Origin of the sequence: Stenotrophomonas sp. SY1, from assembly GCF_021202945.1 — a bacterium.
Taxonomy (GTDB): Bacteria; Pseudomonadota; Gammaproteobacteria; order Xanthomonadales; family Xanthomonadaceae; genus Stenotrophomonas.
On the sequence record NZ_JAJOYR010000003.1, the window covers coordinates 1 to 19764 of the forward strand.

Below are 19764 nucleotides of genomic sequence, written 5' to 3' on the forward strand. Positions count from 1 at the left end.
TGTTGTAGCCAGGCGCAGGACTGCGATAGAGCTCGCGGCGGGCGTGGTGATCGCCGATCGGTGCATGCGCGCTCGATCGGGGGCGCAGACCCAGACGCCATTGGGATGCCGGCTGTGCCGGATGCTCTTGCGGGTCCGAGTCCGAGTCCGGGTGCGCTGAGTTGTTGTCAGGCATCCAGGGCCAGGCAGCGGGTCTGGCGCTGGTACCACTGCGGCTTTTCCGGGAGTGGTTCGAAGATGTGACTGCGTTGCATCAGGCGCTGGTAGACATGAACCGAGACGGCGATGTCGTCGCTGCGGGCGTTGTGCAAGGTGTGGAATTCGTCTGGTGGGATCAGGTTGCCAGCGCTGCCGCGACAACCGTGCAGGCATTGTCGAGCGGCGAAACGGAACTGCTCGCCTTCGCGCTCGACCAGTTGGTAAGGGGTGATGTCCAGAGCACCTCGCCAGACACCTTCGACACACCACAGCCCATCGTGATCGTGCAGCGGTGTTCCCTGCGCGGGGCCCCAGGTCATGGCGATGATGCTGTAGCCGTGGGTCGGGCTGCGATAGAGCTCGCGGCGGGCATAGTGCTCGCTCACGGGCGCATGCACGCTCGCTGGCAGACTGATGCGTGGATCGTTGATCGCACGTTCGAGCACTTGCTGGACCCGCGAAACGGTTGTCGCTGCGTCGGTGGCGCACACGGCGTGGTCAATGCCATCGAGCAGATGCTGACGGCCGGGGAAGTCCGGGTATTGGCTGATGTCCAACCTCATGACCGCAGTCTAGGGGAGCGCGGTAAAGATTCTGTTGTCAGTGGACGCCGGGTGGATCGCCGCAGGCTTGCTGGGATGAGGATGAATGGGGAGATCCAGGCCACGTGGATCGGCTGTTGATTGTGGTGTGAGTGGTTGTGGAGACGCGAGGGTAAAGGCGAACAGCAACGGCGCCCTCACCCGCCCTCCGGGCACCCTCTCCCGCTTGCGGGAGAGGGGATTGCGGTGCTTTGCTGGATCTTTCGATGCGCTGCATCGGAAACTTACGCACCGGGTCGGTGGTTGTTGGTGGTAAGGCCCCTCTGGCAGGTGATGGGGCACCAGCAAGAAACCCTCATCCGTCCTGCGTGGCCTTTCTCCCGCTTGCGGGAGAGGGGATTTCGGTGCCTTGCTGGATCTGTCGGTGCGCTGCTTCGAAAACTTGCGCACCGGGTCGGTGGGTGTTGGTGGTGAGGCCGCTCTGGCAGGCGATTGGGCGACAGTGGGAAGCACTCATCCGCTCTTTGGGCAGCCTCTTCGGTTTTTTGGGGGAAGCGAGGCTGTTTCAGGGCCTGGACCTGGGGATACCGGGTCAGAACGTGCCGCGCTGGATGAAGGGAGCTTGCTGGTAGAGCTGGCGTTCGCCGCCGCGTGGGTCGTCGCTGGCATGGCTTTGGGCGTCGAATTGCAGGGTCTGGCGGCGATCAAGCGCGTATTTCGCCCAATCTGGAAGGTTGGCGTGGTTGGGGTCGCCGTGGCGGGCGAAGGCGAGCAGGGCGTCGCTCATTGTGTCGGCTACACGCTGCGCTTCGACGCCATTGCCGGTGCGCGAGCCGGCTTGCTGCAGGTTGTGGAACACCAACGGGATATCGAGTGTGTGGAAAGCGCGCAGGTGGGCCGCCTCACCACCGCGGTCGTACCAATCGAGTTGATAGGCCCAGGTGGGCGCGGCCTGACGGGCGCGGGCTTCGAGTTCTTCGACGGCGCCTCGCCAGGAGCGGCCTGCGGTGGTGGCGGCGAAGAAAACTTCCGAGGGCGTGTAGTGCGGGTACAGGCGCCGGTACCCGGCGATGACTACCGAGGGCAGCAGGTCAACGTACTGTTGGGCCTCAAGCTTCGCCGGTAGTTCGTCCCAGCTGAGCGCATGGTTGCCCGGGTCGTTGCCGAGGAAGGCGCGGGTTTCGTCGTGGGTGTTGCCGATGACCATCGGGATATGGGCCGATTGCAATGGAGCCTGCGGCCAGAACGGGTGGACCGGCAGGTTGCGTGCGTCGAGGACTGGACCGACGTACAGGCTGCTGTTCTCCACGCGGGATGGATCGCGGAGCTTCATCGCGTCCAGCAGTTTTTCCATCGGCAGGTGGCGTAGGGCATCGGCGCTGCCGAGCTTGAGATGATCGAGCACCCGTTGGGCGCGCTGGCTGGCGGCACGTGGTCCGGCGGCGGTGACCTGTTGACCGCTCATGGTCCAGGCCCGATGGAACAGGCCCTTTGCCGCCGGCATCGCCATCAGTGTGGCGATCTTGGCGCCGCCACCGGACTGGCCAAACACGGTGATGTTGTTGGCGTCGCCGCCGAACTCGGCGGCGTGCTGCTGCACCCATTGCAGCGCCTGGATCAGGTCGAGTTGGCCGACGTTGCCGGAATCGGCCAGCACCTCGCTGCCGAGTTGGGCCAGGTAGAGATAGCCGAACAGGTTGAGCCGATGGTTGACGGTGATGACCACCACGTCGCCGCGCCGGCACAGGTTGCCGCCGTCGTACAGCGGATCGCTGCCGGAACCGTTGTTGTAGGCGCCGCCATGGATGTAGAACAGGATCGGCCGTTTGCGGCCGTCGCCCAGGGCCGGTGTCCACACGTTGAGGCGCAGGCAGTCCTCGCTGCCTGGGCCTTCGTTGCCGGTTTGTGGAGCGGCAGTGCCGTACTCCAGCGCGTCGCGGATACCGCGCCAGGGCAATTCCTGCAGCGCCGATTGGAAGCGGCGCGGGGTGGTGTCGGCGCCATAGGGGATGCCGCGGAAGACGTGGATGTCGTTTTCGGTCTGTCCGGCAATGCGACCGCTGCGGGTACGGGCGATGGGTGCGCTACGGGTGATCGCCCAGGCCGGGCCGCTGGCCAGCGCGATGCCGGCAGAAAGCAGGCTGGCCTGGTGAAGGAAGTGGCGGCGGTCTGGGTTGAAGGGGGGCTGGGTCATGGTGGTGGTCGGGGGGCGAGTCGACGGGGAGGGTTTGCCCTCACCCAAACGTTTCCGGCAGGGCAGAGGGGCTCAGGGCATCGGGGCTTTCTGGGAGGCAATCCAGTCCAGCGCCAGTTGTGGCCAGGCGGCGGTGGTCAGGCCGTTGGTGGCGCGGGTGCCAAAGCCGTGGCCGCCGTGGGGGAACAGGTGCATTTCGCTGGGAACCCCGGCCGCACGCAGGGCCTGGTAGAACAGCAGGCTGTTGCTGACCGGAACCACCTCGTCGTCGCCGGCGTGCAGCAGGAAGGTTGGCGGGGTATCTGCATTGACCTGGGTCTGCATCGAGTAGCGCTGCAGTAGGTCGGGACCGGGCGCGATGCCGAGCAGACGATCGCGCGAACCCGCATGGGTGTCGGCGCCACGCATGTCGATGACCGGGTAAACCAGCAGTTGAAAGTCAGGCCGGGCGCTTTCCGTGTCGATGGCGTCGGTGGCGGGGTAAACGCTGTGATTGAAACCGGTCCCCAAGCGGGCAGCGAGGTGGCCACCGGCCGAGAAGCCCATCGTGCCAATGCGATATGGATCAATGCCCCATTCGGCTGCGCGGTGGCGGATCAGGCGCAGGGCGCGCTGGGCATCGGCCAGGGCGGCCTCGCGATCGGCACGGCCTTCGCCCGGCAGGCGATAGCGCAGTACGAACAAGGTGATGCCGCCGTGTTCGACAAAGGCCGGCACCAGGTCCGTGCCTTCCTTGTCGAGCACGACGCGCTGGTAGCCGCCGCCGGGGATCACCAGTAGCGCATTGCCATTGGGCCGGGCCGGCCGGTAGACCATCAGATAGGGTTGGCTGACGTGGTCGATGTAGCGGTCCGGGAGGGCCGGGGCCGTGCTGCGTTCGACGATCCGCTGCGGCGATGGAAGTGCTTTGTCCCCCGGTGCCAATCCTTGCGGCCACAGCGAGATGTGGTCACGTGAATCGAGGGCCGGCTCGCCGTCAGGCAGATTGGCAGCAGTTGCCGGAAGAGCCATCGAAAGAAGCGCTAAGAGCAGGTAGTACAAGGCTTTTCCGGAAAGATGCGGACGCATGGCGGACATTGCTCGGTGAAGGGTGCTCGAGGTTCTGGTGCACTGCACATTGTCAGATGACACCGGTTTACCTTATACAGCCAACAACGGCACTGTCGATTGGCAGTGCAACAAAGACATCAGGAGAGTCACTTGAGCAACGACCCAGGCAGTCAGCACCCGTCGGATGCAGGGCTGGACGATATTGCCCGCAGTTTTGTGGAAGCACGCCGCCAGGGACGTTCGCTTCCGGATTTTCCCGGCACGATCCCGGACGATCTGGTGACTGCCTATCAGGTGCAGGATCTGGCCATCGGCCGCTGGGACGACCAGGTGGTGGGCTGGAAGGTTGGTTACATCGCCGCCGAGCGCCGTGATGTGTCTGGCGACGAGCGCCTGCTGGGCCCGATCTTCAAGCGCAATCTCTGGAATGCTACCGGTGCCATCGTGGATATCCCGGTGTTTTCGGCTGCCGGTGGTTTCGCTGCGGTGGAGGCGGAATACGTGCTGCAACTCGAAGCCGACGCTCCGACCGACAAGCTGGACTGGACCCCGGAAGAAGCCGAGGCCCTGGCGGCGCGCCTGTTCATTGGCGTCGAAGTAGCCAGCAGCCCGCTGGCGACGATCAATGTCCTGGGCCCGCGTGTGGTGGTGTCCGACTTCGGCAACAACAACGGCCTGGTGCTGGGCGCGGAAATTCCCGACTGGACCCAGCGCGACGAACCGGACCTGCGCGCCGAAACCGCCATCGACGGTGTGGTCGTCGGCACCGGTGGTGCCACCCATCTGCCTGGCGGCCTGCGCGCGGCCTATGCATTCGCGCTGTCGCGTTCTGCCAAGCGTGGCCGGCCGTTGAAGAAGGGCGAACTGATCGCCACCGGCAATGCCACCGGCATCCATGACATCGGCGTGGGCCAGCAGGCATTGATCCGCTTCGCCGGTTGCGGCGAGATTTCGTGCAGGGCCGTGCCCGCCGGGTAACACCGCGGCACCACAATCACGCGCGGGAGGGCGCAATGGTTACTCGACGAGGTTTTCTTACCACCAGCCTGGGGGCGATGGCCGCTCCGATGTTGGCCGCTTGTTCGGCAGGCGGGAAGGGCGTGGCGGCTGACAGTCAGCTGCTGACCGCCAGTGACGTGCATGTGGCCGACTACCCGACGGTCACCGCGGTGAAGTGGATTGGCCAGCAGTTGCAGGAGCAGACCGGCGGCCGCCTGCGCCTGAACCAGTACCACTCCGGCCAGCTGGGCCGCGAGTCCGAGGCGATCGACATGGCGCGCTTCGGTGCCATCGACATCACCCGCGTCTATTCCGGTGCGTTGAACAACGCTTTCCCGCTGACCCGCGCCCTGTGCCTGCCGTACGTGTTCGACTCGGTGCAGCACATGCGCCGTGCGCTGGACGGCGGCATCGCCGATGCGGTGCTGCGTGGCTTCGAGAGCCGCGAACTGGTCGGCCTAGCGGTGTATGACTCCGGTGCGCGCAGCTTCTACAACACCAAGCATCCGATCGTGGAACCGAAGGACCTGCACGGGCTGAAACTGCGCGTGGCCAGCTCGGACATCTTCCTGCAGCTGATGCACATGTTCGGTGCCAACCCGACGCCGATGTCGCTGGGCGACACGTTCTCGGGCATGGAGACGCACATGATCGACGGCGCCGAGAACAACATGCGCAGCTTCCATTCCAGCCGTCATTTCGAGGCCGCGCATTACTGGTCCGAAAGCCAGCATTCGTACGCGCCGGACATCCTGCTGATGTCACGCCGCAGCCTGGATGCATTGAGCCCGGCTGATCGGCAGCTGGTGCTGGAGTTGGCACGCAAGTCGGTGCAGGTGATGCGCACCGAATGGGATGCCTCGGAAAACAAGGCACGTGAAGCGGTGCTGGCATACGGCGTCAAGGCCAATGCGGTGGATATCGACGCATTCCGCCAGGCCTCAGCACCGCTGCTGCAGGACTACCTGAAGCAGGCGGATATCGCTGCGCTGCACCGTCGCATCCGCGACTTCGCCTGAGGACCACGCACCGATGTCTGATACGAATGCAATCGCGGCGACGACGGGCTTCCAGCGCGTGCTGGAGAAACTGGCCGATATCGCCATCCATATCGCCGTTGTCGCCCTGCTGGGGTTGGTGGTGGTGCAGGGCTGGCAGGTGTTCGCCCGCTACGTGATCAATGATTCGCCGAGTTGGACCGAGCCGGTGACGCTGCTGCTGCTGAGTACGGCGATGAGCCTGGGTGCGGCGGCCGGCGTGTACACCAACCGCCATTTTGGTTTCTTCCTGCTGGCCGAACACATCAGCCCGGTGATACGGCGCGTGATCGACGTGCTGGTACCGCTGATCGTCGCCACCATCGGCGCCTTCATCGCCTGGTGGGGCTGGGTGCTGTGGATGGACGGCCTGCACATCAAGACTGCCGGCGCCGACCTGCCGCAGAGCGTGAACTACCTGCCCTTGAGCATCGGCGGTGCGCTGATGACGGTGTTTGCGTTGAACCGGATGGTGCAGGCAATGCTGGCCGCTACCAGCGGCGCCAACCACGACGCTGAAGGGGACCGCTGAGTCATGGATATCGCAATTCTATTTGTCGTGTTTGGCGTGTTGTTGATGATCGGCGTGCCGGTGGCCTACGCATTGGCCGCTGCCTCGCTGGCCACGCTGCTGTACCTGGATCTGCCCAGCATCGTGCTGGTGCAGCAGATTTCCGCCGGCACCGGTTCGGCATCGCTGATCGCCATTCCACTTTTCATCTTTGCCGGTGAAATCATGATGCGCGGTGGCATCTCCGAGCGCCTGATCTCGCTGGCCTCCTCGCTGGTCGGGCGCATGCGTGGTGGCCTGGGCCAGGTGTCGATCCTGTCCTCGCTGTTCTTCGGTGGCGTGTCCGGTTCGGCGATTGCCGATGTCTCTGCGGTGGGCGGCACGATGATCCCGCAGATGGTCAAGCGCGGTTACGACCGCGATTTCGCGGTCAACGTCAGCATCACCGCCGCATTGGTGGCGCTGCTGGTGCCGCCGTCGCACAACCTGATCCTGTTTTCGGCGGCGGCCGGTGGTGGGCTGTCCATCGCTGATCTGTTCGCCGCAGGCATCGTGCCGGCGCTGCTGATGACGGTGGTGCTGATGATCACCGGCTACGTGGTCGCGCGTCGTCGCGGTTACGGCGTGGAAGCCTTCCCGGGCATGCGTGCGGTGTTGCTGCGACTGGTGGCGGCGTTACCGGGCCTGGGCCTGGTCGGGCTGATCTTCTTCGGCATCCGCGCCGGCATCTTCACTGCGGTGGAGTCGGCGGCGATCGCGGTGGTCTACGCATTGCTGGTGACCACGGTGTTGTACCGCCAGCTGCACTGGAAGGAGTTCATGGCCACGGTGGTGCATGCCGCGCGCAGCACCGGCGTGATCCTGTTCGTGATCGCCACCGCTGCGGTGTTCGGCTGGCTGCTGGCCTACCTGGAAGTGCCGGCAGCGGCGGTGGAGCTCCTGCAGTCCTTCGCGCACAGCAAGTACATGGTGCTGCTGATGATCGTGGTGATGCTGCTGTTGCTGGGCACCTTCATGGACCTGGCACCGATGATCCTGATCTGTACGCCGATCTTCCTGCCGGTGGCCAAGGCCTACGGCATCGACCCGATCCACTTCGGCCTGGTGCTGGTGCTGACCGGTGGCCTGGGCCTGGTGACGCCGCCGGTGGGCTCGGTGCTGTTCATCGGTACCTCGATCGGCAAGATCACCGTGGGCGAAAGCATGAAGACCATCTGGCCATTCTGGCTGGCTGGCCTGGGCGTGCTGCTGGCGGTTACGTTCCTGCCGGGGATGTCGCTGTGGCTGCCGGCGTTGCTGCGCAGCTGATGGCAAGGCGCACCGCGTTCACCGGGCTGTACCCCGTTCAGATGCCAACTCCCGTTCGCCATCACAATGGGGCGGGGGTCAGCCCGTCCGGGTTCAGCCAATTCCGGTCGTCGCCATCGAACCCGTCCGTTATCGCGCACCGGACTGAGCGCGTCCCGATAGAATGCACGCATTGAACGGTTTCAAGGAAATGCCATTGCGCAAGAAGACCGACGCCGATAGCTCGCCCCACAACCTGGGGCGGCCCGCCACGATCAACGACATCGCGCGGTTGTCGGGTGTCTCCAAGAAGACGGTGTCGCGGATCATCAACAACTCGCCGCTGGTGCGCAAAGACACCCGCGACAAGGTCGAGACGTTGATGCGCGAAGTGGGCTACGCCCCCGACCCGCTTGCCCGTGGCCTGGCATTCCGGCGCTCATTCCTGATCGGCATGGTGTACGACAACCCCACCGCGCAGTACGTGGTGGACATGCAGAACGGCGCGCTGGATGCACTGCGTGGTTCCAGCTTCGAGCTGGTGGTGCACCCGTGTGACACCCGCAGCCCCGGTTACATCGAGGGCGTGAAGCGGTTCGTGCAGCAGCAGAAGCTGCACGGCGTGATCCTGGTTCCGCGTGCCTCCGAAGACCAGGCGCTGGCCGACATGCTGGAAGAGATCGGCTGCCGCTTCACCCGCATCGCCGCGCTGCCGCTGGATGAAACCTCGCAGATGGTGATCACCCACGACCGTGATGGCGCGGCCGAGGCGGCCGATTACCTGCTGTCGCTGGGTCATCGTGACATCGCGTTGATCACTGGTCCGTCGGCGTACCGTTCGGCGCACGAGCGCACCGCCGGTTTCATCGAGGCGCTGCACAACCGCGGCATCGAACTGCCGCCGGCACGCATCATCGAAGCCGGTTACACCTTCGAATCGGGTGTGGCCGCGGCCGAGAAGCTGCTGCTGGGCAAGCAACGCCCGACCGCCATCTTCACCGGTAACGATGAAATGGCTGCCGGCGTCTACAAGGTGGCCATGCGTGCGGGCATCAGCATTCCGCGCGAGCTGTCGATCGTGGGCTACGACGACAGTCCGCTGGCCTCGCGCCTGTGGCCGTCGCTGACCTCGGTGCGGCGCAATACCCGCGACACCGGGCGTACCGCCGCTGCGATGTTGATCCAGCCCGAGGGCAAGAATGCTCTGCCGCTGGCCAGCGTGCGCCCGCACCTGATTGTCCGCGACTCCTGCCAGCCGCCGCAGGACTGACACACCCAAGCTTTTGTTCCATAAAGGAAATACATCTTCTTGCGGCGCAAAATGACACCGGTTTCCATAACCGCTAGAATCACTCCGAACCCGCCCTGGAGCCGCACTCCGGGGCCGGCCGGACAAGTCCGCGGCTGCGGCTGAAACGCAGCTGTCGCAACCCTTCCGGCCACGCTGCCGGCTGCAACCCACGAACCACCGCTCAGGGAGAGGAACACCATGACGAATCCATTCAGTCTCGAAGGCAAGGTCGCACTGGTAACCGGTGCCAATACGGGCCTGGGCCAGGGCATCGCGCTGGCGCTTGCCGCCGCCGGTGCCGACATTGCCGGTGCCGGCATCGTCCCTGCCGACGAGACCGCCGAGAAGGTGCGCGCGCTGGGCCGCCGCTTCCTCAACATCGAAGCCAACCTAATCAGCATCGAGCCGGTTGAGCGCGTGGTCGCCGAGACCATCGCCGGGCTCGGCCGTCTGGACATCCTGGTCAACAACGCCGGGCTGATCCGTCGCGCCGACGCGGTGGACTTCAGCGAGAAGGACTGGGACGACGTGATGAACGTGAACATCAAGTCGGCGTTCTTCATGAGCCAGGCAGCGGGCAGGCACTTCATCGCCCAGGGCAGCGGCAAGATCATCAACATCGCCTCGATGCTGTCCTTCCAGGGCGGCGTGCGGGTGCCGTCGTACACCGCGTCCAAGAGCGGCATCGCCGGCATCACCCGTTTGCTGGCCAATGAGTGGGCAGGCAAGGGCGTGACCATCAATGCGATCGCGCCGGGCTACATGGCCACTGACAACACCGCGCAGCTGCGTGCCGATGAAGACCGCAACAAGGCCATCCTGGATCGCATCCCGGCCGGCCGTTGGGGCAAGCCGGAAGACCTGGGTGGTACTGCCGTGTTCCTGGCGTCGAGCGCTTCGGACTACGTCAACGGCGCGATCATCCCGGTGGATGGTGGTTGGTTGGCGCGCTGAGTTTTCAGGTGTGCGTGGGAGTGGGATCAGAAGCTGAAAGGCGCCCTCACCCCTACCCCTCTCCCGCATGCGGGAGAGGGGAAAGCATTAGCCAAGGCAACGGCTAAGGCAACAGCTGAAGCAACTGCCAAAGCAACGGCCGGAGCAGCAGCTGGAGCAACAGCCGAAGCAACAGCCAAAGCAACAGCCAAAGCAACAGCCAAAGCAACAGCCAAAGCAACAGCCTTGGCAGCAATGGCGAGCTGCACTGATTTCCCTTCTCCCGCGTGCGGGAGAAGGTGCCCCGAAGGGGCGGATGAGGGAAGCCGCTGCTTTGGCTTTCAACTCATCAACAACAACGTTTCCCCATACAAGAGAGTCATGCAATGAAGATCGCGTTGATGCAGGAATTCAGCCAGGCCGCCAAGAACCCGGTGGTGCTGGAACAGCTCAACACCGTGGCCGCCGCTCAGGGCCATGACGTGTTCAACGTGGGCATGGACGGTGACAACGACCACCGCCTGACCTACATCCACCTGGGCATCTGCGCCGCGCTGCTGCTCAACTCGAAGGCAGTGGATTTCGTCGTTGCCGGTTGCGGCACCGGCCAGGGCGCGATGATGTCGCTCAATGCATGGCCGGGCGTGTATTGCGGCTACTGCATCGAGCCGACCGATGCCTTCCTTTTCGCCCAGGTCAACAGCGGCAATGCGCTGGCACTGCCGTTTGCCAAGGGCTTCGGCTGGGGTGCGGAGATCAACATCCGCTACATCTTCGAGAAGGCATTCGCTGGCGAGCGTGGCCAGGGTTACCCGGCCGAGCGCAAGGAATCGCAGATGGCCAATGCCGGCATCCTGGCGCAGGTGAAGCAGGGCGCTTCGAAGGATTTCGTCGAAGGCCTGAAGTCGATCGACCCGGAACTGGTGAAGCAGGCAGTCGGTGGCGAGCGTTTCCAGAAGGCGTTCTTCGACAACGCCCAGGACGCGGACATCGTGGCCTACGTGAAGGGCGTGCTGGGCAAGTAAGCCGCCCGGCATCGCGGTAGTGCCCTTGCGGGCGGACAAGGGCGCCTGATGGCGCCCTTGTTGTTTGTGGTGGCTGCATGGCGCTGCGGCAGGGGCGGCCTTGGTCGCCAAGCCGCAGGCACATCCACCGCCGACAACGGCATTGCATTGCCGAAGTGGTCTTTGACTGAGGCAGAAGCATTCCCTCCACACCCCATCGCTTCGCGTCCCGGCCTTTGCGCCAGCGCAGAGGCGCTCAACGGGCTTCGCAAGCCCGCCCGCATTGCCCGGCAAGGGCCGTGCGGCCTAACGCAGAAGAAAAAACATGAAACTGCCCGCGCTGTGTTTGATCGCCATCTGCTGCATGACAAATTTCGCCTACGCACAAGGCGCCTCCCAGCGTGTCTTCATCGCTGCCGACTCCACGGCCGCCAGCTACGGCCCGGAACGTGCGCCGCAGGCCGGTTGGGGGCAGGCGTTGCAGAGCTGGCTGGACCCGGCGCAGTGGCAGGTGCGCAACCACGCCGTTGGTGGGCGTAGTACGCGCAGTTTCATCAACGAAGGCAGGTTGGATGTCATCGGCAAGGAATTGCAGGCCGGTGATGTGTTGTTGATCCAGTTCGGCCACAACGATGCCAAGCTTGAGGACGCCAGCCGCTACACCGATCCGGACGGCGACTACGCGATGTTCCTCGGCCGCTACATCACGTTGGCACGTGACAAGGGCGCAACGCCGATCCTGGTCACGCCGGTTGCACGGCTGCTGTACGACTTCGGTGCGCTGCTGGATACGCACGGCCGCTACACGCAGGCGATGAAACGCGTGGCCAGTGAGCAGCACGTGCAGCTGATCGACCTCAATGCCAGTTCGATGGCATGGGTACGTGCGCTGGGCGAGCAGGGTGCAAAGCCTTACTTCATGTTCGTTCCGGAACAGAACAAAGCTGACGGCACTCATTTCAGTGTTGCCGGCGCCAATGCCGTCGCCTGTATGGTGATGCGTGGCTGGGTAGAGCTTCAGCCGCAGATGAAGTGCCTACTGAAACGCGACATCGATTGCGGTGCGATCAGCGCAGCGACGACCGCGAACGCGAGTACGCGTGCCCCGGCGACTGCACCGCTCACACCTGCAAACAAGCCGGCAACGGCCAACCCGCACGGCTCACAGGTGATCCGCGAGCAGGACATCGGCCGCGAGCAACCGGGTCCACATGGTGGTGCCGGTCCGACCACGGCTTATTCGTTCTTTGCCGACATCGGTGACCTGCCGTTCGTGATGCGCAAGCGCGTGCTGCACAAGGGCGCGGGCATCGGCCTGCATCCGCAGCACAAGGACGAGATCTACTACATCGTCAGCGGCAACGGCCTGTACGTGCTCGATGGCCAGCAGTACGAAGTTGGTCCTGGGCATGCGTTGCTGACCCGCAGTGGCAGCACGCATGCGTTGCAGCAGACCGGCGATGAGGACCTGGTGGTGATGCTGGCGTATCCGGCAAGTCCGGTCCCGGCCCGCTAGTGGCCCAGGCCTTGCGCCAGCTCAGTTGACAGCGCGCATGGCTGCCTTCAATGTGCCGCGCAATGGGGGCTGCCGAAGTACCGTCACGCCGGTGTTGCACGTGCAATGCCCGGGTGCGGCCGCTTTGGCTGGGGATGGTCGCGCGGATATGACACCGAACCGGTTGCGCCGCCTGGGTGAGCAGTCAGGGATTTGTCGGTATATCCAGAAGGAAAGGACAGATGAAGAAGTTCGCGGCCGTAACCGTTCCGCTGTTGTTGCTCACCGTCGCATCGACTGCCGGCGCCCAGTCGCTGTCCTCGGGCTGGACTTCCTATCGCGCGCAGCAGAAGGCCGCGACCGCACCGACGGCTCAGGCCGAACAGGCTCCGGCAGCAAGCGCTTACCCGGCGCAGACACCGGCTCAGCCCCAATCCGGCGCTCCGGCCCAGGCCGCAGCGTCGCAGTGGTATCCCGCTGCACCCGAACAGCCGCGTGGTGGCTTCTTCGTTGGCGCCCAGGCCGGTGCGGGTTGGGTGTTCGAGGATATCGATCAGCGCGTACTTGGCGTCAACGCGGGTTACCGCTGGCAGGCGGGCCCGGACGTACAGGTGGGTGTCGAGGTGGCCGCCAGCCGGCTGGAAGACACGACGTGGCGGGGTGAGGAAGTTCCGAGCTTCGATTTCGTCAGCATCGGCGGCAATGCCCGTTTCAATTTTGGTCGTAACAGCCCGTGGTTTGGCATCGCCCGCGGCGGCTACTGGTATGCCGAGTCCGATGACTGGTTTGGTGAAAGCGTCGATATCGATGGCGCGTACGCCGGCCTGGGCATCGGCGTGGACATCAATCGCAACTTCAACCTGCAGTTGATGTACACCGCCTACCTGTATTCCTACCGGTACTACTACGACGACAACGAGTTCGAAGTGAACCGCGCCGACGTGCTGACGCTGGGCGGCGAAGTCCGCTTCTGAATCATCCGTGGAGCGCAGCCATGCTGCGCTGGGGCTTCGCCGGTGAAGGCTCATGCCGAGCACGGCTCGGCACTACAGCGCGGCCGCGGTTGTCGCCCATGGTTCCTTCTGCAGGCGCTGCGCCAGGTAGTCGATCAACGCCTGCACGCGTGCTGGCCGGTGCAGGCCGGGTGGGGTGACGATGCTCAGGGACAGCGGTTCGACCTGCCAGTCGTCCATTGCGGTTTCCAGCCGGCCCTCGCGCAGCGCCTCCCAGACCAGGAACTCCGGTTGCAGCGCCAGGCCCAATCCGGCGTGTAGTGCGGCGTCGAATACTTCGGCGTTGTTGGCCTGCAGTTGCCGCGGCACGGTCTGTGCGAACTCACCGTGGCGTGGGTGGCGGAAACGCCAGGTGTTGCCGCTGCGCGTGTAGCTGTACTGAAAGCCGCGATGGCCGGCGAGATCACGCGGATGCTTGGGTCGCCCATGCTGTGCGAAGTACTCCGGCGCGCCGACCAGCAGGATGCGCATCTGGCAGAGCGGGCGCGCGCGCAGGCTGGAGTCGGCCAGTGTGGAGATGCGCAGCGCCATGTCGAAGCGCTCGGCGACCAGGTCCACCATTTCGTCGCTGAGCTGGATGTCCAGCTCCACATCCGCATGCGCTTGCATGAATTCCGGCAGCAACGGTGCCAGCCGCGACACGCCGAAGGACATCGGCGCGGCGATGCGGATCAGCCCGCGCAGGGCGGCCGAGCGGTCGGCCACCTCGGCTTCCACCGCTTCACCTTCACCGAGGATGCGCGCGGCCCGTTCCAGCGCAGCCTCGCCGGCGGCGGTCAGCGACATGCGCCGCGAGGTGCGGTGGAACAGCGTGGTGCCGATGCGGGTTTCCAGCCGGGTGATGGCCTTGGAAACGGTGGCCTGCGACAGCTCCAGTTCCTCGGCGGCGCGGGCGAAGGAGCCGGCTTCAGCCACCTTGGCGAAGATGGCCCAGCCTTCCAGGTCGGGGAGTCGGTTCATGGCAGCGGGCGGGCAAGTGGCGTTCTCACGATCATGTCATAAATGGAAAGAATGAATTTCCATTGGTTCTATTCTCGGCGGGTAGGGGGAGGCCTAGACTGCGCCCATCGAAACCACTTACCCGCAGGAGAACGCCATGATTGAACGTCGCCCGTTTGCCAGCCTTGGTGGAGCCAATCATGGTTGGCTTGATGCCAAGCACCACTTTTCCTTCGCCGAGTACCACGACCCCAAGCGCATGAACTGGGGCGCGATGCGGGTCTGGAACGACGACACCATCCAGCCCGGCACCGGCTTCCCGCCGCACCCGCATGCGGAGATGGAGATCATCACCTACGTGCGTGAAGGCGCCATCAGCCACCAGGACGACCAGGGCAACAAGGGCCGTACCGAAGCGGGCGATGTGCAGGTGATGAGTGCCGGCAGCGGCGTCCGCCATGCCGAGTACAACATGGAGCCGGGCATCACCCGCATCTTCCAGATCTGGATCTTCCCGGATGAGCGCGGTGGCAAGCCGTCGTGGGGCACCAAGCCGTTCCCCAAGGGCGAGCGCTCGGGCCGCTTCATCACCCTGGCCAGCGGCATGCAGGGCGATGACGAGGCACTGCCGATCCGCGCCAATGCCCGCGTCCTGGGTGCCACGCTCAAGGCCGGTGAAACCACCGAGTACCGCTTCACCGATGCCACCCGCCACGGCTACCTGGTGCCCAACACCGGCAAGGTGGAAGTGGACGGCGTGACCCTGGAAGCCCGCGATGGCGCGGCCATCACCGGTGTGGAGAGCATCCACATCCGCGCGCTGGAAGACACCGAGCTGGTGTTGGTGGATACGGCGGCCTGAGCCGCCGACGGCAGGCGGAATTTGGTTGGGCAAGGGCGCAGGTGACTGCGCCCTTCCTGTTCATGCCACTGCGTAACGCTGGCGAATGATTCACTGCGATGCGTGTCGAGGCGTTGTTCGGGTAAGTGAAGCGCACCGGGAGGTCATGGACAAGGACGCATTGATCCCTGCAGGGATGGCTCGTCTGCACGGAAGCCGCCAAGGGCTGCCGTGCTTTGCCATTACTTCTTCTTCCGCGGCGCGCTCTTGCGCTTTGCGGGTGCGCGGCCCGTGGCAGTATTGCCACCTTCACCGCCACCCAGCTGCTCCATCCACGTCAGTACATCGACGTAGGCGATGAAGTGCTGGAGATAGTCCGGCGAGATGTCCTGCATCAGTGCCATCGCCCGGTAGGTGAGCACGCTGGAATGCAGCGGGCCAGCGTCTTCGGGCAGGGAATCCAGGCATTGCCGCAGCAGGCTCTCGATGCGGATGCGGCTCCACAGCTGCTGGAACTCATCGAGCACCGGCATCGGTGCCGGATCGACCACGTCGTCGCCTTCGCTGCTTTCCGCAGCGGCGCTGCCGGATGCGGACAACGGCAACGGATACTGAAGCGGGACGGCGTTGAGCTTATCGAGCACGAGTTTGAGCGGGCTTGGGGTCGGCTCGCATGGCACTGACAGCGATGACGGCTGGTCCACGGCCTCGGCATACGCTGCAACCAGCTGCGACAGGCGCGCATCCAACTGCTGCCGCACCAGACCATCGTGCTGCTCGGCGCGGCGGGCGAGGGCGCTGATCAGGCTGAAGCGCACCGGATCAATGCGGTCTGCGCCCTGTGCGCGCCATGCATCCAATCGCGATTGTGCTGTGGCGGAATTACTTCGCATCCGCCATGCCGTCCTGTTTCGGGCGCGGGATGGGCGCGATTTCGACGCGACGGTTCTTCGCGCGGCCGGCTTCATCGTCGTTGGAACTGACCGGCTGCTCGGCACCGAACGCGGCGGCGAATACCGACGCGGCCGGCACGCCATCGGCGATCAAGGTGCGGGTGACGGTGAGCGCACGCGCGGCTGACAGTTCCAGGTTGTCGGCGAAGCGCGCATTGGCCACGCGCACCGGCTGGTTGTCGGTGAAGCCGCTGACCATCAGGATCTCCTCGCGCGCATGCAGATATTCGCGCAGCGGACCGGCGATGCTCTGCAGCAGCTCGCGGCCTTCCGGTTGCAGCTGGTCGGAGTTGAGCGCGAACAGCACGCTGCCGCTGATGCCGATGCGGCCGTTGATGACAGTGACGCGGCCTGCCGCCAGCGGTGCAGCCAGCGCCTGTTCCAGCGTCTTGAGCTTGGCGGTCTGTTCCTGGCGCTGCTTCACTTCCTCGTCGAGGCGGTTGTGCAGCAGCAACTGGATGCCGATGACGCTGGCCAGGATCAGCACGAACGCGCCCAGCAACACCGACATCAGATCGCCGAACGCCGCCCAGGTGGTGGCGGTGGATTCGGCGTCGAATTCGATCTCGTCGCTCATGCGTGGCCGGCCCCGTTGCCGTCACGGGCCACGGCCAGCTGCTGCATCTCACCGATGATCTGCTTCTGCGAGAGCATGCTCAGGTCGATCACTTCGCGTGCCTGTGCGACGTAGTAAGCCAGCTGTTCGTCGCTGCGGGTCAGCGACTTGTCCAGCGCGGTTTCGATCAGCTGCAGGCGTTCGTTCAAGGCGCTGCTGGACTGGCCGAACAGCTGCACCGCAGTGCCAAAGGCTTCGCCCAGGCTGGCCACTTCCACCGCGCTGCTGGTGACATGTGCGGCGGCGCTGTCGAGCTTGCCGGTTTCGGTTTCGATCTGTGCGGTGAAGCGGCTGCCGACGCGCTCGAGCAGATCGGCCGAGGTGCTGACCAGTGCATCGACGGCGGTGCGTTGCTCGGTCGAGGCGTGGTTGACCGCGTTGAGCAGCGTTTCCAGCGTGGACAGCAGGCGGCTGCGTTCGTCGAGCATGGCGGTATCGCGGACCATGCTGTCGGACAGCTTCTGGCGCAGCTCGGCCACCACTTCGGCCGCGGCGCGCGGGGCTTCGGCGGCGCTTTCCACCAGACGCGAAATCTCGGTGATGGTGTCACGGGCCTGCGCCTGCGACTGCTCGCTCATCGCCTGCGCGGTCCGCGCCAGCGTGTCGCAGATCTGCTGCTGACGCAGGGCGACCTGCTCGCCGTTGTGCGTCCAGCTGTCGTTGAGCGTGGCCACCATCGTCGACAGGGTCTGCGACCAGTTGCCCAGGCGCTGTTCATCACGCGCGGCGAAGGACGCCTGCAGCTCGCTGTGCGAATGCTGCAACGCTTCGATCAATGCACGCGAGTGCGCATCGAAACTGCTGGATGCGGCAAGCAGCGCCTGCTCGTTGCGTTGCGCCAGCGCATCGTGTGCGCCGTGCTGCTGCGTCAGCGCGCTGTTCCAGGTTTCAGCGGTGTGGTCCGCGCTTTCCTGCAAACGGATCGCCACGCCATCGAGCAGGCTGGACGAACGTTGTTCGAAGGTGGCGGTGAACTGCTGCAGCGCCTGTTGCAGGTCCGTGGTCAGTGCGTGGTTGCCGCGCTGTTGTTCGGCCAATGCCGCGCTCCAGCTGTCACTGGCGGCGGAGGCGGCGCCACGCACCGATGCGTTGAGGCCGTCGAGCTGCTTCTGCACTGCGTTGTCGATGGCCGCATGCAGTGCGTTGGACGTCTCGGCCAGCCCGCTCATGGTGGCATCCACCACCGGTTGCAGCGCGGCACCCACGGCGTTGGCCTGCTGGGTAATGCCTGCCTGCATCGACTGCTGCAACGACGAGGCCAACTGCGTATAGGCCGCTTCGGTACGCTGGTGGAATTCCTGCTGGCCGGCCTGCAGGCGTTCGTTGTTGCCCTGCTGCTGCTGTTCGAGGCTGGCCATCATCGCCTGCAGGCGATCGACCAGGGTCGGCATCAGCGCGTTCTGCTCCTGCAGCAGGCGGAAGGTTTCATTGCGCTGGAACGCGGGCGAGTGCGCACGCAGATGCGCGGCGATGCCGGCATCCAGTTCCTGCACGGCCTGCGCCCGCTCGCGGCGGAACAGGGCCGACAACAGGCCCAGCGCGGCCGAGCTGGCGACGCCGGCAATCGAGGTGCCGAAGGCAAAGCCCAGGCCCTTGACCGGCGCGGCCAGCGAACTGCGGATGGCATCCAGGTCGGTGGCGCTTTCCAGCGCCAGGCCGGTGCCGCGCAGCGTGGCCATCATGCCCAGCAGCGTGCCGAGCATGCCCAGCAGCACCAGCAAGCCGACCAGATACGGGGTCAAGGCAGGCGCAGGAAGGCCGACGCGCTCGCCCTGCACGCGCAGTCGCACCGGGTTGCGCAGGCTGGTGCTCAGGCGCGACAGCCAGCCGTCGAGGTTGTCACCGGCTTCGCCGATGGCCGGCAGCGCCTGGGCCAAGGTCGCGGTGGCCTGGCGGTAGCGGAACAACTCCAGCGCGCCGACCAGATAACAGGCGGCGATCACCGCCGCGACCACGGCCGCCAGCGGGTGCGTGCCGGCGTAACCCACGCCGATCCAGCACACGGCCAACAGGCCCACGAGGAACACGACAACGGCGACAAGGTTCTTGAGCATGAGCGTTGGTTACCGGGTGCGCAGGGCTGCAAGCAGCCCTTCAATGGGGTGGAAACGGACATCCAGTTCGGCCAGCAGCGCAATGCGCAGGTCCTGGCGGAACGTGGCCAGCCAGGGGCCGGTGGCTGCCGTGGGGGTTTCCGATGGGTCGGCATCGGGAGCAGGAATGGTGTTGCTGTTGTACAGGCGTTCGAAGTGCAGGCCGAGCAGGGCCGGTACGTTGGAAAGCAGGGCGTGTTCGCGCGGGCTGAGGGTGGCTTCCATCACCGCATCCACTTCGGCCAGCCGCGCCTTGGCGGCTGATTGCCGCGCCAGCATGTCGCGCAGGCGGCCGCGCAGGTTGCCGGTGCTGGTCTGCATCGCGCGCTGGCGCTTGAGGTAGTGCTGGCGGTACGGGGCGAATTCGGCCTGGGCGAGGGTTTCAACCGGGGGCGCGTTGCGCGGCGGGCTGAGGTCGATGTCGGCGTGGATGGCGTCGCTCAACGCGCTGCGGGTGCGGGCGCACTCGGCGTCCTGCGCTGGGCTGAAGGCAGCACCTTGCGGGGCCTCAGGCGGGGGATTGTCCAGGGCGCGGGACAGAGTGATGGCGCGGTTCCAGTCAAACCATTGGGCAAGCCGCTCGGACACGTCCGGGGCCGTGTGCGAGGCTGCATCGTCCTTGAGGCGGGCCAGCAGGCGAATGAACGCCGGGCCCAGGACGGGCGCCCGTTGGGAAGCTTTCGCCATGGGTTCTGACTAAAAAATCAGCATTTTACATGGCGGCGGAATCTCCGCCCGGGCGCCGGCATTCAGCCGGGAAAGGCCGTC

At 65.1% G+C, this 19764-nt stretch carries 18 protein-coding genes; 10 read left to right on the top strand and 8 right to left on the bottom strand.

All coding sequences use genetic code 11. The features are described from left to right. Positions 1-167: 167 nt before the first annotated feature. From LR961_RS17150 to LR961_RS17160, 3 genes are all read right to left on the bottom strand, one after another. Positions 168-761: a cysteine dioxygenase family protein gene (locus LR961_RS17150; RefSeq protein WP_232151191.1), complete on the bottom strand. Its 594-nt coding sequence runs from the start codon at positions 759-761 to the stop codon at positions 168-170. A gap of 571 nt (positions 762-1332) precedes the next feature. Beyond that, positions 1333-2934, bottom strand: a complete 1602-nt coding sequence (locus LR961_RS17155) for a carboxylesterase/lipase family protein (RefSeq protein WP_232151192.1) — start codon at positions 2932-2934, stop codon at positions 1333-1335. Positions 2935-3006: 72 nt separating this feature from the next. Then, positions 3007-3945 carry an alpha/beta hydrolase gene (locus LR961_RS17160; protein WP_332311048.1) on the bottom strand — a complete coding sequence of 313 codons (939 nt, stop codon included), beginning with the start codon at positions 3943-3945 and terminating at the stop codon, positions 3007-3009. 189 nt (positions 3946-4134) lie between these two features. Between LR961_RS17160 and LR961_RS17165 the strand changes: the two genes are divergently transcribed. The 9 genes from LR961_RS17165 (at position 4135) to LR961_RS17205 (ending at position 13515) form a co-directional block, all read left to right on the top strand. Beyond that, positions 4135-4962, top strand: coding sequence for a 2-keto-4-pentenoate hydratase (locus tag LR961_RS17165; RefSeq protein ID WP_232151193.1), 828 nt, complete (start codon positions 4135-4137; stop codon positions 4960-4962). A 35-nt stretch (positions 4963-4997) separates the two neighbouring features. Beyond that, positions 4998-6002 (top strand): TRAP transporter substrate-binding protein, encoded by a 1005-nt coding sequence (locus LR961_RS17170; protein ID WP_232151194.1) that lies wholly within the window; start codon positions 4998-5000, stop codon positions 6000-6002. Between the two features lie 13 nt (positions 6003-6015). Then, a complete protein-coding gene (locus LR961_RS17175; RefSeq protein WP_232151195.1) occupies positions 6016-6552 on the top strand; it encodes a TRAP transporter small permease in 537 nt (178 codons plus the stop codon). Between the two features lie 3 nt (positions 6553-6555). Beyond that, complete coding sequence (locus LR961_RS17180) at positions 6556-7839, top strand: TRAP transporter large permease (RefSeq protein WP_232151196.1); 1284 nt, start codon at positions 6556-6558, stop codon at positions 7837-7839. 190 nt (positions 7840-8029) lie between these two features. After that, positions 8030-9088, top strand: a complete 1059-nt coding sequence (locus LR961_RS17185; protein ID WP_232151434.1) for a LacI family DNA-binding transcriptional regulator — start codon at positions 8030-8032, stop codon at positions 9086-9088. Positions 9089-9307: 219 nt separating this feature from the next. Continuing rightward, positions 9308-10063, top strand: coding sequence for a 2-dehydro-3-deoxy-D-gluconate 5-dehydrogenase KduD (gene kduD / locus LR961_RS17190; protein ID WP_232151197.1), 756 nt, complete (start codon positions 9308-9310; stop codon positions 10061-10063). Between the two features lie 365 nt (positions 10064-10428). Beyond that, the gene (locus LR961_RS17195; protein WP_057635816.1) at positions 10429-11067 is read left to right on the top strand and encodes an RpiB/LacA/LacB family sugar-phosphate isomerase; all 639 of its coding nucleotides are present in this window, start codon (positions 10429-10431) and stop codon (positions 11065-11067) included. 343 nt (positions 11068-11410) lie between these two features. Continuing rightward, positions 11411-12562: a GDSL-type esterase/lipase family protein gene (locus tag LR961_RS17200; protein ID WP_232151435.1), complete on the top strand. Its 1152-nt coding sequence runs from the start codon at positions 11411-11413 to the stop codon at positions 12560-12562. A gap of 221 nt (positions 12563-12783) precedes the next feature. Then, entirely contained in the window at positions 12784-13515 is a 732-nt protein-coding gene (locus LR961_RS17205) for an outer membrane beta-barrel protein (RefSeq protein ID WP_232151198.1), read from the top strand. A gap of 72 nt (positions 13516-13587) precedes the next feature. On the opposite strand, the gene LR961_RS17210 is transcribed toward LR961_RS17205, so the two are convergent. After that, on the bottom strand, positions 13588-14514 hold the full coding sequence (locus LR961_RS17210; RefSeq protein ID WP_232151199.1) for a LysR family transcriptional regulator: 927 nt from the start codon (positions 14512-14514) through the stop codon (positions 13588-13590). Positions 14515-14650: 136 nt separating this feature from the next. On the opposite strand from LR961_RS17210, the gene LR961_RS17215 reads away from it, so the two are divergent. After that, complete coding sequence (locus LR961_RS17215; protein WP_232151200.1) at positions 14651-15355, top strand: pirin family protein; 705 nt, start codon at positions 14651-14653, stop codon at positions 15353-15355. 221 nt (positions 15356-15576) lie between these two features. Here LR961_RS17215 and LR961_RS17220 read toward each other — a convergent pair whose 3' ends face one another. The 4 genes from LR961_RS17220 to LR961_RS17235 are packed head-to-tail and all read right to left on the bottom strand — an operon-like array spanning position 15577 to position 19683. Further along, a complete protein-coding gene (locus tag LR961_RS17220; protein ID WP_232151201.1) occupies positions 15577-16227 on the bottom strand; it encodes a DUF2894 domain-containing protein in 651 nt (216 codons plus the stop codon). After that, a complete protein-coding gene (locus LR961_RS17225) occupies positions 16217-16864 on the bottom strand; it encodes an OmpA family protein (RefSeq protein ID WP_232151202.1) in 648 nt (215 codons plus the stop codon). The genes LR961_RS17220 and LR961_RS17225 overlap by 11 nt, the downstream gene beginning before the upstream one ends. Next, complete coding sequence (locus tag LR961_RS17230) at positions 16861-18957, bottom strand: DUF802 domain-containing protein (RefSeq protein ID WP_232151203.1); 2097 nt, start codon at positions 18955-18957, stop codon at positions 16861-16863. Before LR961_RS17230 ends, LR961_RS17225 begins: the two co-directional genes overlap by 4 nt. 9 nt (positions 18958-18966) lie before the next feature. Further along, complete coding sequence (locus LR961_RS17235; protein WP_232151204.1) at positions 18967-19683, bottom strand: DUF3348 domain-containing protein; 717 nt, start codon at positions 19681-19683, stop codon at positions 18967-18969. Positions 19684-19764 lie beyond the last annotated feature (81 nt).

What these genes read in the sequence shown, in the direction of transcription:
- LR961_RS17195 (WP_057635816.1), top strand. Translation starts at nt 10,429, where the DNA reads ATGAAGATCGCGTTGATGCAGGAATTCAGCCAGGCCGCCAAGAACCCG.
- LR961_RS17150 (WP_232151191.1), bottom strand. Translation starts at nt 761, where the DNA reads ATGAGGTTGGACATCAGCCAATACCCGGACTTCCCCGGCCGTCAGCAT.
- LR961_RS17185 (WP_232151434.1), top strand. Translation starts at nt 8,030, where the DNA reads ATGCCATTGCGCAAGAAGACCGACGCCGATAGCTCGCCCCACAACCTG.
- LR961_RS17205 (WP_232151198.1), top strand. Translation starts at nt 12,784, where the DNA reads ATGAAGAAGTTCGCGGCCGTAACCGTTCCGCTGTTGTTGCTCACCGTC.
- LR961_RS17235 (WP_232151204.1), bottom strand. Translation starts at nt 19,683, where the DNA reads ATGGCGAAAGCTTCCCAACGGGCGCCCGTCCTGGGCCCGGCGTTCATT.
- LR961_RS17170 (WP_232151194.1), top strand. Translation starts at nt 4,998, where the DNA reads ATGGTTACTCGACGAGGTTTTCTTACCACCAGCCTGGGGGCGATGGCC.
- LR961_RS17200 (WP_232151435.1), top strand. Translation starts at nt 11,411, where the DNA reads ATGACAAATTTCGCCTACGCACAAGGCGCCTCCCAGCGTGTCTTCATC.
- LR961_RS17215 (WP_232151200.1), top strand. Translation starts at nt 14,651, where the DNA reads ATGATTGAACGTCGCCCGTTTGCCAGCCTTGGTGGAGCCAATCATGGT.
- LR961_RS17155 (WP_232151192.1), bottom strand. Translation starts at nt 2,934, where the DNA reads ATGACCCAGCCCCCCTTCAACCCAGACCGCCGCCACTTCCTTCACCAG.
- LR961_RS17220 (WP_232151201.1), bottom strand. Translation starts at nt 16,227, where the DNA reads ATGCGAAGTAATTCCGCCACAGCACAATCGCGATTGGATGCATGGCGC.
- LR961_RS17225 (WP_232151202.1), bottom strand. Translation starts at nt 16,864, where the DNA reads ATGAGCGACGAGATCGAATTCGACGCCGAATCCACCGCCACCACCTGG.
- LR961_RS17230 (WP_232151203.1), bottom strand. Translation starts at nt 18,957, where the DNA reads ATGCTCAAGAACCTTGTCGCCGTTGTCGTGTTCCTCGTGGGCCTGTTG.
- LR961_RS17180 (WP_232151196.1), top strand. Translation starts at nt 6,556, where the DNA reads ATGGATATCGCAATTCTATTTGTCGTGTTTGGCGTGTTGTTGATGATC.
- LR961_RS17210 (WP_232151199.1), bottom strand. Translation starts at nt 14,514, where the DNA reads ATGAACCGACTCCCCGACCTGGAAGGCTGGGCCATCTTCGCCAAGGTG.
- kduD (WP_232151197.1), top strand. Translation starts at nt 9,308, where the DNA reads ATGACGAATCCATTCAGTCTCGAAGGCAAGGTCGCACTGGTAACCGGT.
- LR961_RS17175 (WP_232151195.1), top strand. Translation starts at nt 6,016, where the DNA reads ATGTCTGATACGAATGCAATCGCGGCGACGACGGGCTTCCAGCGCGTG.
- LR961_RS17160 (WP_332311048.1), bottom strand. Translation starts at nt 3,945, where the DNA reads ATGGCTCTTCCGGCAACTGCTGCCAATCTGCCTGACGGCGAGCCGGCC.